This is a genomic window from Actinophytocola sp. (assembly GCF_036555685.1).
Lineage (GTDB): Bacteria > Actinomycetota > Actinomycetes > Mycobacteriales > Pseudonocardiaceae > Actinophytocola.
The window spans coordinates 1-15,498 of sequence record NZ_DATBKY010000296.1 but is presented as its reverse complement, the minus strand read 5'-3'; the positions used below and the strand labels follow the sequence as shown (position 1 = coordinate 15,498).

The window sequence follows — 15,498 nt, the reverse complement described above, 5'->3', positions numbered from 1 at the left end:
ATGGGACGAAGAGTTCCCAGTGACCTGACCAGGCGGCGAGCCTGGCGAACCGCCGCGGTGGTGATGATCGGCGCGGCGATGACCTTCGGCACCCTGGCCGCACCCGCCGTCGTGGCCGCGGCCCCCGCCAAGGCGACGGCCCCGGCAGCGGCGCCGAAGGTGCTGGCCGCGGGTGGCGGGGTCAACGTGCTGGTCTTCCACGGCGCGGCCGCTGACCAGAAGGACCCGGTCGAGCGCGCCACCGACGCGATCGCCGGCCTCGGCGCGCAGCACGGCATGACCGTCTCCGTCACCACCGACCCCAGGACCTTCACCCCGGAGAACCTGGCCCACTACCGCGGCGTCGTGTTCCTCTCCGCCGAGGGCTCGTCGCTCAACGCAGACCAGGAGGCCGCGCTCCAGAACTACATCGCGGCCGGCAACGGCTACCTCGGCATCGCGGACGCCGCCAAGTTCCAGCCCGACTCCGAGTGGTTCACCGGCCTGATCGGCACCCGGCCGGTCGGCGCCGTGCCGCCCGCCCTGCCGGCGTCGGGGATCACCGCGAGCGCGGAGAACCCGCCGAACGAGACCAAGGAGAAGCTGAACGACGGCCAGGAGCAGACCAAGTGGCTGACGTTCAACCCGACCGGCTGGGTGGCCTACGAGCTCGAAGAGCCGGCCGTCGTCACCAAGTACGCGCTCACCTCGGCCAACGACTTCGCCGGCCGCGACCCGAAGAACTGGACCCTGCAGGGCTCCTCGGACGGTACGAACTGGACCGACCTGGACTCCCGGTCCGATGAGGACTTCCCGGACCGCTTCCAGCGCCGCGAGTTCGAGGTGGACAACGACACCGCGTACGCGCACTACCGGCTCAACATCACCGAGAACTCCGGCGAGCCGCTGGTCCAGCTCGCGGAGTGGTCGCTGTACACGGCCGACGCGGTGCCGCCGCCCGAGCCGGAGCCGCAGCAGGCGGTCGTCGACGTCCTCGACCGGCACCACCCGGCCAACGCCGGCCTGCCGCTGAACATCACCCGCACCGACCGGTGGCGCAACTGGGACCCGAACCCGGTGGGCACCGTGCACACCATCGCGCAGGTGGAGGAGTGGAAGTACGACCCGGGCCAGGGCGCCAACGGCCCGTTCCACCCGATCTCCTGGTGCCGCGACTACGAAGGCGGCCGGTCGTTCTACACCGGCATGGGCGGCACCGACGGCAGCTACGGCGAGGCCGCGTTCCGCACCCACCTCCTCGGGGCGCTGCGCTGGACGACCGGCATGGTCCGCGCGGACTGCCAGGCCTCGATCGCCTCGAACTACACGATCGAGCGGCTGACGCCGAAGAACCAGCCGGGCCAGCTCGACCAGATCGGCGAGCCGCACGGCATGACGATCGCCCCCAACGGCCGCGTGTTCTACGTCGGCAAGGCGGCCTGCGCGGGCAACACCGTGCCCCAGCCCAACGACTGGACCAACCCGGACATCGGCAAGGGCTGCGGGACGATCCACCAGTGGGACCCGGTCGCCAAGAAGGCCAAGCTGCTCACCACGCTCGACGTGATGGGCAACCGCGGTAGCGGTGACGAGCTGGTCAAGAACGAGGAGGGCCTGCTCGGCATCGTCCTCGACCCGAAGTTCGGCGAGAACGGCTGGCTCTACGTCTACTGGATGCCGCACGCCTCGATCGACCGCGACAAGCGGATCGGTCTGCGCACGATCTCGCGGTTCACCTACGACCCGCAGAACCAGACGCTCGACCAGGCCACCCGCAAGGACCTGCTGCAGTGGCCGGTGCAGATCCACAGCTGCTGCCACGCGGGTGGTGGCATGGCGTTCGACGCGGCGGGCAACCTCTACGTCGGGTCCGGCGACAACAACTCGTCGCAGGGCTCGCAGGGCTACTCCGGGAACAACTGGGAGGCCGAGTACCAGGGCATCTCGTTCCAGGACGCGCGCCGCACCGCCGGCAACACGAACGACCTGGCCGGCAAGATCATCCGCATCCACCCGGAGGCGGACGGCACCTACACGATCCCGCAGGGCAACCTGTTCCCGCCGGGGACCGACAAGGCCCGCCCGGAGATCTACGTGATGGGCGTGCGCAACATCGCGCGCCTGGCCATCGACCCCGAGCACGACTGGCTGACCGCGGGCTGGGTCGGTCCGGACGCTTCCTCGCCGAACCCCGACCTGGGCCCGGCGAAGTACGAGACCGCGACCGTCATCACCGAGGCCGGCAACCACGGCTGGCCGTACTGCATGGGCAACCGGCAGCCCTACCGGGACCGCAGCAACGACGACGCCGACGTGCTGACCGGCTGGTACGACTGCGACCACCCGTTGAACACCTCGCCGCGCAACACCGGCCGCGTGGAGCTGCCGCCGATCAAGGACAACATGATCTGGTACTCACCGGACGGCGGCGGCCCGGTCTTCCCGAAGCGGCCGGGTAGCTCGATCCCGACCTACAACAAGGCCGACGCGGTCTACACCGAGCCGTACCTGCGGGGCGGCGGCCAGGCCATCATGTCCGGGCCGACGTACCACCGCGACCGGGTCGACACCAAGTCCGGTGTCGCGTGGCCGGAGTACTGGGACGACAAGTGGCTCATCGGTGACGAGTCGAACCCGGCCAACCGGGTCGCGGTGACCGTGGACCCGGCGGGCGTCCCGACGCACCAGCCACCGGCGTTCGCCGAGACGCTCGGCAAGATCATCGGTGCCGGGTCCGGCGACAACAGGCTGCAGAGCTGGATGGACGCCCGGTTCGGTCCGGACGGCGCGCTCTACATGCTCGACTACGCGGGCGGGTTCTTCAGCCTCGATCCCAACCAGAAGCTGATCCGCGTCAGCTACCACGGTGGGGCGCCCACCCCGTTGCCGGCCGCCTCGCAGGTCGCGGTGCAGAACAAGCCGCTGACCTACCAGTTCAACGGCACGAAGGCCGGCGGTGTGTCCTACGACTGGGACTTCGGTGACGGCAAGACGTCCACCGAGGCCAACCCGCGGCACACCTACACCCGCGTGGGGCCGTTCACGGCGAAGCTCGTCGTGACCTACGCGGACGGCACGACGGCGAACATCCGGGTGCCGGTCAGCGTCGGCTGCCAGTCGTCCGACCCGAACACCACCGTGACGTTCGGCGACACCGACACGAGGGTCGTGAACAAGAACGCCGGCGGCGGCTGCAAGGTCGACGACATGATCGACGACGAGAGCACGTGGGCCACCCACGCGGCGTTCGTCAACCACGTCAGCACGGTCGTGCAGCGGCTGCGGAACCTCGGCATCCTCAGCGCGAACCAGCAGACGAAGCTGAACAACGCGGCCAAGGCCTCGGACATCGGCAAGGCCGGCACCACCGGCTACGACGCGATCTTCGACGGCACCGACCAGTCCCTGCTGGGCTGGGCCCAGGCCCCGTCCGGCAGGTTCGCCATCCAGCCGGACGGCTCGCTGAGATCCTCCGGCGGGCTGGGCATGCTCTGGTACGCGAAGAAGGCGTTCGGGGACTTCTCGCTGAAGCTGGAGTTCAAGGACATCGCACCGGAGGGCCACCGCGCCAACAGCGGCGTCTTCGTCCGGTTCCCGGATGTCCGGACGCCACTCGACCAGCGACCACCGGGCAGTTGCGGCACCGTCGGCGCCGCGCGCGACTCGGCGGCCTGGGTCGCGATCTACTGTGGACAGGAGGTCCAGATCTACGACGGGGACACCGGTGAACCGCAGAAGACGGGGTCGATCTACAACTTCGACCGCGTCGACCTCCCGGACGCCGGCGTCACGCCGAAGGATCAGTGGAACACCTACGAGATCCGCGTCGTCGGACAGCACTACACGATCATCCGCAACGGCACGGTGATCAACGAGTTCGACAACACGCCGGGCAAGGAGTCCTCGCGCGAGGGCGACCCGCCGACGGATCTGCGGCAGTTCGCGAGCGGTTACGTCGGACTGCAGAACCACAGTGACAACGACCTGATCGAGTTCCGCAACATCCGGGTGCGCCAGCTGTAGCCGGACGGGGGGCCGGCGTGGTGCGCCCGCGCCGGCCCGCGGTTCCGCCTCTCCGGCGTTCAGACGTTTGGTCTCGTCGCGTGGAGATCGACCTGTTGGTCACGTACCTGTGGCCGGGTTGCGTCACGTTCCCCTGAGGCCCGGTTCGTCGAGAACCCGTTTGGCGAATTCCAAGAAAGGCTTCGTCGACATGTTTCGAGCAAGAGCTCTGTCCGCCGCGCTCGTCGCGGCGCTCACCGTCCTGGGGCTGGTGGTGGGGTTGCCCGCCGCCGGCACCGCGGCCGGCGCCGCATCCGCCGCCGCGGACCAGACGCTGACCTGGACCGCGAACGACAGCATCACCTCCTACGCCTCGTTCCCGACCACGGCCGTGGCCGGCGCGACCACCATCGTGTTCGAGAACAGCGAGGCCACCGGCAACACGACCGGCATGACCCACACGCTGACCTTCGACACGTCGACGCCGGGCTACAACCACGACGTCAGCCTCAACATCACCGCGAGCCCGTTCGACTCGAACGGCGGCCGGCACGAGCAGCAGGTGACGCTCACGCCCGGCAAGTACCGCTACTTCTGCGCGATCCCGGGCCACCAGATGGTCGGCGAGCTCACCGTCTCCGGCGGCGGTGGCGAGGACACCACGCCGCCGGCCGTGACCGCCGACATCACCGGCGACCAGGACGCCGACGGCAACTACGTCGGCAGCGCCACGGTCACGCTGACCGCAACCGACGACTCGTCCGGTGTGGACAGCGTGGAGTACTCGCTGGACGGTGGCGCGTGGACCACCTACGGCGCACCGGTCGTGGTCGACACCGTGGGCGACCACATGCTGCACTACCGGGCCACCGACGTCGCGGGCAACACCTCGCCGGAGGGCATGTCCGAGTTCACCGTGGTGGCCGGCGGTGGCGAGGACACCACGCCACCGGCGGTGACCGCGGCGGTGACCGGCGACCAGGACGCGGACGGCAACTACGTCGGCAGCGCCACGGTCACCGTGACCGCGACCGACGACGGCTCCGGCGTCGCCTCGGTCGAGTACGAGGTGGACGACACCGGATTTCAGCCCTACACCGGGCCGGTGACCGTGTCCGAGCCGGGCGACCACGCGGTGCAGTACCGCGCGACCGACGCCGCCGGCAACGTCTCCGAGACGGGGTCGGTGCCGTTCCGGGTCGTCGAGGGCGGCGGCGAGGACACCACGCCGCCGACGGTGACCGCCGAGGTGACCGGCACGCAGGACGGCGACGGGAACTACGTCGACAGCGCCACCGTGACGCTGTCGGCCACCGACGACGCCTCCGGCGTGGCCTCGGTCGAGTACTCGTTGGACGGTGCGGCGTTCGCGCCGTACACCGAGCCGGTGGTGGTCAACACGCCGGGCGCGCACATGCTGCACTACCGCGCGACCGACGCGGCCGGCAACGTCTCGCCGGAGGGCATGGCCGGCTTCACCGTGGTGGCGCGGGACACGACCGCGCCAACCGTGTCGGGCCAGGTGACGGGCCAGCAGGACGCGGACGGCAACTACGTCGGCTCCGCGGTCGTGACGGTCACCGCCACCGACGCGGACTCCGGTGTGGCGTCGGTGGAGTACTCGCTCGACGGTGCGGCCTTCGTGCCGTACACCGAGCCGGTCCAGATCGGCGACCCGGGCGACCACACGGTCGCGTTCCGGGCCACCGACGTGGCCGGCAACGTGTCGGAGGAGGGCTCGGTGTCCTTCTCGGTGGTCGAGGCACCGGGCGACGACACGACGGCGCCGTCGGTGTCCGCGGTCGTGTCCGGCAACCAGGACGCGAGCTGGCACTACCTGGACAGCGCGACGCTGACGATCGACGCGCTGGACGCGGACTCCGGTGTCGCGTCGGTGGAGTACAAGCTGGACGACGGCGACTGGACGCGGTACACCGAGCCGGTCACCGTCGACGACCCGGGCACCCACACGGTGACCTACCGGGCGACCGACAACGCGGGCAACGTGTCCGCGGAGCTGTCCGGCTCGTTCACCATCGTCGAGACGACGGACGACGCCTGTCCGAGCTCCGACACCCGCGCGACGGTCGTCATCGGCATCAACGACACCGGAGTGCCCAATGTGGACACCGGGAACGGGTGCACGATCAACGACCTGATCGCGGAGAACGCCGAGTACGGCACGCACAACAAGTTCGTCAAGCACGTGAACAAGGTGACCGACGAACTCGTCACGGCCGGGGTCATCACCTCCCAGCAGCGCAGCTCCATCGTGGACGCGGCCGTCGACTCCGATGTGGGCAAGCGGGCGAAGTTCGCCTGAGGCGGCCCGCTCCCGGACGCGGACACCGCGGAGAACGACGGGGCCCCGGTTCCACCGGGGCCCCGTCCCGTGCGCGCGGCCGATAACCTCGACGGCGTGGTGTCGCGCAGAGTGAGGGGCTGGTCGCTGCTGGCCGGTGCCGCCGTGCTCGGCGCGGCGGTCGGGGTGGCCGCCGGCCTGCTGCTCGGTGACCGGCTGGCGGGTGCGATCACCGGCGTGGTGGCCGCCGTCGCCGGCGTGTTCGCCGCGCGCGGCCGGGCACTGCTCGACCGGGGCGCCGAGGTCCGCGCCGCGCTGCCGGAACAGGTCCTCGGCGGCGGTCCCCGCCTGGTGCGTGAGCTGGACGATCCGGTCCTGCTCGGCGTGCACCCGGCGGCGCGGGACCGGGCCGGGCAGGTGCCCGCATACGTGCCGCGCGACATCGACGAGCGGGTGGACACCACGCTGCGGGCCGGTGGGTTCGTGCTGCTCTGCGGCGAGTCGGCGGCGGGCAAGACGCGCGTGGCCTACGAGGCGATGCGCCGGGTGCTGCCCGGCCGCCGGCTGGTCGCGCCCGCGTCCCGCGAGTCGGTGCGGACGGTCGTGGACACGGTCGCCGAGCGGCGCGGCTGCGTCGTGTGGCTCGACGACATCGAGCGGTACTTCGGCGCGCACGGCCTGACCGTGCCACTGCTGGACCGGATGCTCGAGGCGGACACCGTCGTCCTCGCGACGATCCGGGCCAGCGAGTTCGACCGGTTCGGCGCGCGGCACGAGGCCGGGCTGGACGGCAACGAGCGCGACGGCTGGCGGACCGCCCGCGAGGTGCTCCAGCGCGGCGTCCAGATCACGCTGCCGCGCCGCTGGAGCGCGCCCGAGCTGGACCGCGCGAGCCGGTCGGCCGACCGCCGGGTGCGCTCCGCGCTGCGCATGACCGAAACGTTCGGGCTGGCCGAGCTGCTGGCCGACGGGCCGGAGCTCGCCCGGGACTGGGAGCACGCCTGGAGTCCCGGTGGCCATCCCCGCGGTGCCGCGCTCGTCGCCGCCGCGGTCGACTGCCGCCGTGCCGGGCTGGGCGACCCGGTGCCGCCCGAGCTGCTGGCCGGGCTCGCCGAGACCTACCTCGACGCACGCGGCGGCGCGACGCTGCGGCCCGAGGCGCTCGACGACGCCGTGCGGTGGGCGACCACCCCCGCGCGCGGGGCGAGCAGCCTGCTGATGCCCGGTGGTGACGGCCGCCTGCTGGCGTTCGACTACCTGATCGACCTCGTGTCCGATCCGGTGCCGCTGCCGGTGTGGCTGGCGCTGGTCGAGTGGTGCGACCCGGCCCAGGCGCTCGGCGTCGGGCTCGCGGCGCGCGACGTGGCCCGGTTCGAGGCGTCGGCGGCTGCGTTCCGGAAGGCGTACGACGGCGGGGTGCCGGGCGCGCAGGCGGAGCTGGCCGAGGGGATCGGCTCGGGCGGGGACCCCGAGGAGGCGGTGGCGCTGCTGACCGAGGCGCTCGCCGGCATGCCCGAGGACGACCCGGAGACGCCACGGCTGCGCAGCTCCCTCGCCCGCTTCACGCACGAGGTCGGCGATCCCGAGGACGCCAAGCGCATGTTCGCCGAGCTGCTCGACGACTGCGCGGAGCGGCTCGGCCCCGACCACCCCGACCTGCTGTCGATCCGGCTGCAGGCGGCCGTCCAGCTCGCCAACACCTACTCGCGCCGGGCGGTGCCGCGGCTGGCCGAGCTGATCGACGACTACGCCCGCCACTACGGGCCGGACCACCACGAGACCTTGCGGACGAGGCACCTGCACGCGATGTGGACCGGCCGGCTCGGGGATCGGCCCCGGGCGCTCGAGCTGTTCACCGAGCTGCTCGCCGACCGGGCGCGCGTGCAGGGCAGCGAGCATCCGAACGTGCTGAGCACCCGGTTCCAGATCGCCGTCTGGACGCGCAACAACGGCGATCCGGAGCGGGCGATCGAGCTGTTCACCGAGCTCCTGTCGGACAGCGTCCGGTTGCTCGGCGAGCACCACCCGCACACGGTCTCCACCCGGTACCGGCTCGGGCTGGGTGCCCGCGAGGTCGGCCGGCTGGATCTCGCGCTCGAGCAGCTGACGATCGTGCGGACCGAGTGGACGGACCGGTTCGGCCCGGACCACCAGCGGGTGGCGGCGATCCGGAACCTGGTCGAGACGGTCACCGCCGAGGCGGGAGCGTGACGCTGCTGAACGTCGTCGACGTCGAGGCGACGTGCTGGCGCGGGGACCCGCCGCCGGGAGAACGCAGCGAGATCATCGAGATCGGGCTGACCGTCGTCGATCTGGCGGCGGGGGAGCGGGTGAGCAGGCACGGGATCCTCGTGCGGCCCGCACACAGCCGGGTGAGCGAGTTCTGCACCGAGCTCACCTCGCTGACTCAGGCCGAGGTCGACGGCGGGGTCGGCTTCGCCGAGGCGTGCCGCCGGCTCGCCGGCGAACACGCCGCACCCACGCGGCCCTGGGCGAGCTGGGGCGACTACGACCGCAACCAGTTCACCCGGCAGTGCCGCGCCGACGGCGTCGGCTATCCGTTCGGGCCCGTGCACACCAACGTGCGCGCCGCGTTCACCGAGGCGCACGCCTTGCACCGGCGGCCGGCCATGCCGGAGGCGCTCACGCTGGCCGGCCTCCCGCTCGACGGGCGGCACCACCGCGGCGCGGACGACGCGTGGAACATCGCCGCCCTGGTGCTGCACCTGCGGGAGCGCGGCGTGACACTGGCACCGTGACCATCCCACCGACCACCGCTCCCGCCACCGCACTCGTCCGGCGGCCGAGCCCGCGGCTCGCCGAGGGGCTCGTGTCCCACATCTCGCGGCAGCCCGTCGACGTCGGGCTCGCCCGCGCGCAGTGGGCGGGCTACGGGCAAGCCTTGCGGGACAACGGATGGCGCACGGTCGAGGTCGAGCCGGCCGACGACTGCCCGGACTCCGTGTTCGTCGAGGACCCGGTCGTGGTGTACCGGGACGTGGCGGTCGTCGCGCGGTCCGGGGCGGCGGCGCGGCGGGCCGAGGCGGCAGGCGTGGCGAAGGCCGTGCGCGACGCGGGCTACCGCGTCGAACGGATCACCGAGCCGGGCACGCTCGACGGCGGCGACGTGCTCAAGGTGGGCTCGACCGTCTACGTGGGACTGACCGGCCGGACGAACGAGGCGGGCGCGCGGCAGCTCGGCCACCACCTCGGCGTCGGCGTCGTTACGGTGCCGGTCACCCGCGTGCTGCACCTCAAGTCCGCGGTGACGGCCTTGCCCGACGGCACGGTCATCGGCCACCCGCCGCTCGTCGACGACCCGGCGGTGTTCCCGTCGTTCCTCGCGGTGCCCGAGGAGGCGGGTGCGCACGTGGTCCTGCTCGGCGGCGACACGGTGTTGCTAGCGGCGAGCGCGCCCCGGACCGCCGACCTGCTGGCGGGCCGCGGTTTCGCGCCGGTGGTCGTGGACATCGGCGAGTTCGAGAAGCTCGAGGGCTGCGTTACCTGCCTGTCGGTCCGCCTGCGCGATCACTGATCCTCGGGCGGCTCGAACCACCACTCCTCGAACGCGGCGCAGCGCCCGTCCGGGGCGAAGCGGACCACCCACAGGTCGCGGAACTCCGCGCGCTCGTAGCGCACCTCGGCCCTGGCCACCCCGGTGTCGCCCTCGACCGCGACGATCTCCGTGGTCATGCTGAACACCTCGGCCGCCCCCTCCCGCTCGGCCTCCCAGTCCCGCGCGATCGCGGCCAGCCCGGCGACGGGCTCCGCGTAGGGCGAGTGCCGGTAGGTCGCGTCCTCGGTGAACAGCTCGGGCAGCAGCACGGTGCCCGCGGTGCGCCAGGCCCGCTCGTAGTTCTCGATCCATGCGGCGAAGTCCGCCCGATCCACCATGGCCGCGATCCTGTCACGCGTACTGTGTCCGCACCGAACACGTGGGAGGACGTGATGACAGATCCGGGGAACTTCGGCAGCGGCGGGCTCGGTGGCGCGCTGGGCAACGTTGCCGGCAACGCGATCGTGCGCCGGCGCGCGGAGAAGTACGCGGCCGAAGGCAAGGCGGAGGTGGCGTTGCGCGTGCTCGAGGGCACGCAGGAGGGCCTGAAGGGCGGCTGGCGCCGCGGGGTGGCGACCCTGTGGTCCGGCCGCCTGGACTTCGAGAGCGCGGTGGGCGGCTTCCACCCGTGGCGCCGCCCTGCGGCAGCGATCCCGGTGACCGCGATCGACGCGTCCGCACCCCGTACGGCCGCCGGCAAGGACGCGCTCACGCTCGACCAGAACGCGCTGATCGTCGGCGTGCTGACGCCGACCGCGCGGCTGGAGCTGGCGGTGGCCCCGCCATACCGGCTGGAGTGGGTGCTCCAGCGCATCTGGCCGGCGCGCTGAGGCGGAGCCGCTTCGCGGCGGTCGAGGTCACATCCCGGCTTTCCGAGCCGTCCGGGACACTGAACGCATGAGTGACGCATTCGTCTACGACGCGGTCCGTACCCCGTTCGGCAGGTTCGACGGTGCGCTGGCCAAGGTGCGCCCGGACGACCTCGGCGCCACCGTCCTGCGTGCGATCGCCGAGCGCTCGCCGGCGCTCGACACGGCGGCCGTCGACGAGGTGGTGTTCGGCAACGCCAACGGCGCGGGCGAGGACAACCGCAACGTGGGGCGGATGGTGTCGCTGCTCGCCGGCTACCCGGTGACCGTGCCGGGCAGCACGGTGAACCGGCTGTGCGGTTCGAGCCTCGACGCCGCGATGATCGCGTCCCGGGCGATCGAGACCGGCGACGCGAACGTCGTCGTCGCGGGTGGCGTCGAGTCGATGACCCGCGCGCCGTGGGTGCTGCCCAAGCCGGACCGCGCGTTCCCGGCACGCGACGTCACCGCGGTGTCCACCACGCTCGGCTGGCGGCTGGTCAACCCGGAGATGCCGAAGGAGTGGACGATCTCGCTGGGCGAGTCGAACGAGCAGCTGCAGGAGGAGTTCGGCATCTCCCGCGAGCGGCAGGACGAGTTCGCCGTGCGCTCGCACCGGCTCGCGCACGCGGCGTGGGCGGCCGGCTTCTACGACGACATCACCGTGCCGGTCGCCGACCTGACCCGCGACGAGGGCGTCCGGGCGGACACGGGCGTGGCCAAGCTCGCGAAGCTCAAGCCGTCGTTCCGTCCGGACGGGACGATCACCGCCGGCAACGCCTCGCCGCTGTCCGACGGCGCGTCGGCCGTGCTGCTGGGCTCTGCCGGGGCGGCGTCGGTGCTGGGCCGCTCGCCGGTGGCCAGGGTCGCGGGCCGCGGCGCGTACGCGCTGGAGCCGCAGCGGTTCGGTTACGCGCCCGTCGAGGCGGCCAACCGCGCGCTCGAGCGGGCCGGTATCGGCTGGGCGGACGTGGGCGCGGTGGAGCTGAACGAGGCCTTCGCCGTGCAGTCGCTGGCGTGCGTCGACGCGTGGAAGATCGACCCGGAGATCGTCAACGTGAAGGGCGGCGCCATCGCGATCGGCCACCCGCTGGGCGCGTCGGGCGGCCGCATCCTCGGCACGCTGACGAAGGTCCTCCGCGACGGCGGCCACCGCTGGGGCGTCGCCGCCATCTGCATCGGCGTGGGCCAGGCCCTGGCAGTAGTCCTGGAGAACGTGGCGTAACCGCCTCCCCGGAATTCAAACTGTTGTCGCGTTGGGTCGGCATCGTTCGGCTCCGGCGCGTACTCGTGGCTGGGTCGCGTCCCGTTCCCCCTGGGTGCGGTTGAGAGGCGGGGCGTGCGGGCATCCGTCCCATGACTTCGACTCGATCGACTGGCAGCGGGCGCCGCGGCGGGCATTTCCGCGGCGCCCACTGGTCCTAGATGAGGCCTTCGCGCAGTGCGTAGGCCACCGCGTGGGCGCGGTTGCGCAGCTGGAAGCGGTTGGTCACGTCGTGCAGGATGCTCTTCACCGTGCGCTGGGAGTAGCACAGCTTGTCCGCTATCTCCTGTGTGGACAGTCCGGACGCGACCAGGCGCAGCACCTCGCCCTCCCGGTTCGTGATGCCGCCCAGCTGCAGGCCCCGCGGTTCGAGCACGTGGCGCTGCAGCCGCGACACCCGGTTCAGCAGCCGGCCGAGCAGGTCCGGCGGCAGCGCGCCCTCGCCGGCCGCGGCCGCGGTCACCAGGCGCACCAGCGCGTCCGGCGTGCTGTCGGCGCGGCGCGCCACGGCACACACGCCGGCCTCGACCGCGGTCAGCATCTCCGCGTCCGCCAGCTCGCCCGACACGAGCACGACCCGCGTGAAACCCTTGCCCTGCACCGCTTTCAGCAGCCGCGTGGTCCGCTCGTCGAAGCGGTCCGCGGCGACCAGCGCCACCGTCCGCACCGGGTCGGCGTCCTCGTCCACCAGCCACACCTCGGGGCGGGTGCGCAGCGCCAGCTGCACGCCGTTCTGCAGGATCGGGTCGGTCGCGCGGGCGAGCACCTGGATCCGGTTCGTCGACATGATTCCCCCGTTCAGCCGAGCCGGTCGGCGTAGACGATGACGTTGTCGCGGTAGCTTCGCGCGGCCGGGTCGAACTCGCCGCCGCACGTGATCAGGCGCAGCACCGGGCGCTTCGTCGCGGCCCAGATCCGCTTCGTCGGCAGCGCGGACTTGTCGACCTGCTCGGTGTCCGTCACCACGAACGTCGCCGTGGCGTCGTGGTAGCCCACGCGCACCCGGTCGCCGCGCTTCAGCTCGTGCAGCCGGTAGAACACGTCCGGCCCGTCGGCCTTCGAGTCCACGTGTGCCAGCAGCACGGCCGCGCCCCGGTCGCCCGGCCGCGGGCCCGGCTCGTACCACCCGGCGAGCCCGAACCGCGGTGTCTCCACGGCACCGTCGCCCTTCAGGCCGACCGGCACGAGCTGCGCGTCCACCCCGATCGCCGGGATCGTGACCCGCTCCGGCGCACCCTGTTCCGGTGTTGTCGCGGGCACGCCGGCCGGCGCGCTGGTGTCGGCGATCCGGCCGACCTGCACGGCGATCGTCCCGCCCGCGGCGACGGCGAGCGCGGCAGCGGCGACGAGCGCGATCACTCCCGCGGCCCTCATCGCGCGCCCCGGTCCGTGCGCCGGATCCACAGGTACGCGCCGCCGGCCGCGAGGCTCAGCAGCGCCAGCGCCGGCGCGCCGATCAGCAGCCAGTTCGGGGCTTCGGCATCGCCGGGGCCCTCGCCGGTGTCGATGCGGGTGGGCGTCGGGATGCCAGCCGGAGCCGAGCGCGGGCGGCCGACCGGGCCGGCGGACGGTCTCGGCCGCGGGGCGGCCTGCGGGGTGGCCTCGGGTTCGTCGGCGGGCGTGCCGGCCGGCGCCTGCGGCTCGGACGGTACGGCCGAGGGCGGGCAGGCGTCACAGGGCTCGCCGGTGGCGACCTCGGTGGCGACCTCGGTGGCCGGCGTGGCGGCGTCCGGTCGCGGCGGCTTCGGTTTGGGCGGCACGGGATCCCCGGCATCGAGGACGGGCCGGTCGATGCCGGTCGGCTCGGCGGGCGGCAACTCGGCCGCGGCGGCCGCGGCGGCCGCGGCGCCGGTCCCGCCGAGCAGCAGCGCGCCGAACAGGATCGCGCCCGTGACGGCGGCGATGCGGTGGCTCTTCATCGTGTTCCTCCTGGGTGACGGTGTGTCGCCCGGTAGGAGCCACGTGCCGGAGAGAGCCTTACAACTTTTCCGCGGAAGTCATTCGACGGTCCCGCAGCGGATGACGTTGACGTCGCCTCCGCTACCGCTGCCCGGGTTGCCCGCGGCGTCGGTCGCGGTGACGGTTATTGAGTAGAGGCCTTCGGCGTTGAACGGGCCCAGCGTGCCGAACCAGGTGTCGCCGTCACGGCTCAGCTTGGTGCTGCCCGACTCCGGGCCGCTCCAGGTGGCGGTGACTCCGATGACCCCGACATCGTCGGTGGCCGTCGCATTGATGCTCGCGGAGGCTTTGCACGGAACCTGCTGCGGGCTCGCGGAGGCGCTGACGATGACCGGTGGCGTGGTGTCGGGCGGGTCCGGGGGATCGGGCGGGTCTTCCGGCGGCACCACGCGCGTGGTGGTGGTCGGACCGCCGACCGGGCCCGGACCTGGACGCGGCCCGGGAACCGGGTCGTCCACGCCGCCCGGGACGGCGGCGTCGGTCGTCGTCGTGTCGTCGGCCGGCGCGGCGCTGCTCGAGGACGAGGCCGCGCTCGACGGGCCGTTCGACGACGTGGCCGTCCCGATCGCCCGCGACTCCGACGGCGCGGGCAGGTCCAGTGCGATCGGCTCGCCCTCGTTCGAGTCGCTGCGCCAGTACGCCACGGCCGCCGTGATCACGGCCAGGGCCAGCACCGCGGCGGCAGCGGCCGCGATCCGGCCCCGCTGCCGGGTCCGCGACGGCGCCGAGGCGGCCGCCATGGCCGACACCGGCGCGGCTTCGCTCCGGGTCGGCGAGTCGTCGCCGAGCAGCTCGCTCGTGAGGTCGTCGGGGAACTCGGCGCGGCCCAGGTCGCCGTCGAACGCGGCCAGCTCCACGTCGTCCAGTACCCGGTCCCGGAGCCACACCGGCGCGGCGACCAGCGGCACGGCCGCGAGCAGCGCGAACGGGCTGACCATGATCCGCCGCCGGTCCGCGCAGACGTCGCACGAGTCGACGTGCCGGGCGACCCGCTTGCGCATCAGCGGCGAGTACCGGCCGTCCCAACCGGACAGAAGGGCGTCCAGCTCGGTGCAGTCCGCGCGGCCCTGCCGGGCGATCAGCAGCGCGCCGAGCGAGCGCTCCACCTGGTCGCGCAGCCGGCTGAGCAGCACGTACGCGTGACCGGCGCTCACGCCCATCGCGTCGCCGAGGTCGGCCCCGTCGAGGCCCTGCCGCACGTGCAGGTCGAGCAGCGCTCTGTCCCGTTCGGACAGCCCGGCCGCGGCGCTCCACACGAGGTCGCGCAGCGCGACCTGCTCCGCCACCCGCTCCGGTCCCGGGTCGGTGTCCGCCATGTCCTCCACCTCGTCGAGCACGACCCGGCGGCGGGCCCGGACCTTGCGCAGCGCCACGCTTCGCGCGACGGCGTAGAGCCAGGGCCGGAGCCGGCCGGGGTCGTTCAGCTGCGCGAGCCGCTGGGCGACGAGAACGAAGGTGTCCTGCACTGCGTCCGCGGCTTCGTCGCGGTCGCGCAGGACGGAGTGGCAGAAGTCGTGCAACCGGTCGGCGTAGCGGTCGTAGATCTCCGCGAACGCCGCGCGGTCGCCGTCGAGCACAGCGACGACCA

12 protein-coding genes are annotated in these 15,498 nt (G+C 72.7%); 7 read left to right on the top strand and 5 right to left on the bottom strand.

Features of this window, described 5'->3' with window-relative positions:
* The 5 genes from VH969_RS30335 (at window position 1) to ddaH (ending at window position 9,818) form a co-directional block, all read left to right on the top strand.
* Window positions 1–4,002 carry a ThuA domain-containing protein gene (locus VH969_RS30335; protein ID WP_331980505.1) on the top strand — a complete coding sequence of 1,334 codons (4,002 nt, stop codon included), beginning with the start codon at window positions 1–3 and terminating at the stop codon, window positions 4,000–4,002.
* A gap of 190 nt (window positions 4,003–4,192) precedes the next feature.
* Window positions 4,193–6,304, top strand: a complete 2,112-nt coding sequence (locus VH969_RS30330; protein WP_331980503.1) for an OmpL47-type beta-barrel domain-containing protein — start codon at window positions 4,193–4,195, stop codon at window positions 6,302–6,304.
* Between the two features lie 96 nt (window positions 6,305–6,400).
* Entirely contained in the window at window positions 6,401–8,494 is a 2,094-nt protein-coding gene (locus tag VH969_RS30325; RefSeq protein WP_331980501.1) for a tetratricopeptide repeat protein, read from the top strand.
* Window positions 8,491–9,042, top strand: a complete 552-nt coding sequence (locus VH969_RS30320; RefSeq protein ID WP_331980499.1) for a 3'-5' exonuclease — start codon at window positions 8,491–8,493, stop codon at window positions 9,040–9,042. Before VH969_RS30325 ends, VH969_RS30320 begins: the two co-directional genes overlap by 4 nt.
* The gene (ddaH, locus tag VH969_RS30315; protein ID WP_331980497.1) at window positions 9,039–9,818 is read left to right on the top strand and encodes a dimethylargininase; all 780 of its coding nucleotides are present in this window, start codon (window positions 9,039–9,041) and stop codon (window positions 9,816–9,818) included. The genes VH969_RS30320 and ddaH overlap by 4 nt, the downstream gene beginning before the upstream one ends.
* On the opposite strand, the gene VH969_RS30310 is transcribed toward ddaH, so the two are convergent.
* The gene (locus VH969_RS30310) at window positions 9,812–10,177 is read right to left on the bottom strand and encodes a nuclear transport factor 2 family protein (RefSeq protein WP_331980495.1); all 366 of its coding nucleotides are present in this window, start codon (window positions 10,175–10,177) and stop codon (window positions 9,812–9,814) included. The genes ddaH and VH969_RS30310 overlap by 7 nt on opposite strands.
* A gap of 54 nt (window positions 10,178–10,231) precedes the next feature.
* Between VH969_RS30310 and VH969_RS30305 the strand changes: the two genes are divergently transcribed.
* Together VH969_RS30305 and VH969_RS30300 are read left to right on the top strand one after the other, a co-directional pair.
* Window positions 10,232–10,669: a hypothetical protein gene (locus tag VH969_RS30305; RefSeq protein WP_331980493.1), complete on the top strand. Its 438-nt coding sequence runs from the start codon at window positions 10,232–10,234 to the stop codon at window positions 10,667–10,669.
* Between the two features lie 67 nt (window positions 10,670–10,736).
* Window positions 10,737–11,912 (top strand): thiolase family protein, encoded by a 1,176-nt coding sequence (locus VH969_RS30300; RefSeq protein WP_331980491.1) that lies wholly within the window; start codon window positions 10,737–10,739, stop codon window positions 11,910–11,912.
* A gap of 196 nt (window positions 11,913–12,108) precedes the next feature.
* Here VH969_RS30300 and VH969_RS30295 read toward each other — a convergent pair whose 3' ends face one another.
* The 4 genes from VH969_RS30295 to VH969_RS30280 form a co-directional block, all read right to left on the bottom strand.
* The gene (locus VH969_RS30295; RefSeq protein ID WP_414638638.1) at window positions 12,109–12,738 is read right to left on the bottom strand and encodes a response regulator transcription factor; all 630 of its coding nucleotides are present in this window, start codon (window positions 12,736–12,738) and stop codon (window positions 12,109–12,111) included.
* A gap of 11 nt (window positions 12,739–12,749) precedes the next feature.
* Window positions 12,750–13,325, bottom strand: coding sequence for a class F sortase (locus tag VH969_RS30290; protein WP_331980489.1), 576 nt, complete (start codon window positions 13,323–13,325; stop codon window positions 12,750–12,752).
* Window positions 13,322–13,870: a hypothetical protein gene (locus VH969_RS30285; protein ID WP_331980487.1), complete on the bottom strand. Its 549-nt coding sequence runs from the start codon at window positions 13,868–13,870 to the stop codon at window positions 13,322–13,324. Before VH969_RS30285 ends, VH969_RS30290 begins: the two co-directional genes overlap by 4 nt.
* A gap of 78 nt (window positions 13,871–13,948) precedes the next feature.
* A partial coding sequence (locus tag VH969_RS30280; protein WP_331980485.1) for a sigma-70 family RNA polymerase sigma factor occupies window positions 13,949–15,498 on the bottom strand: 1,550 nt, incomplete at its 5' end.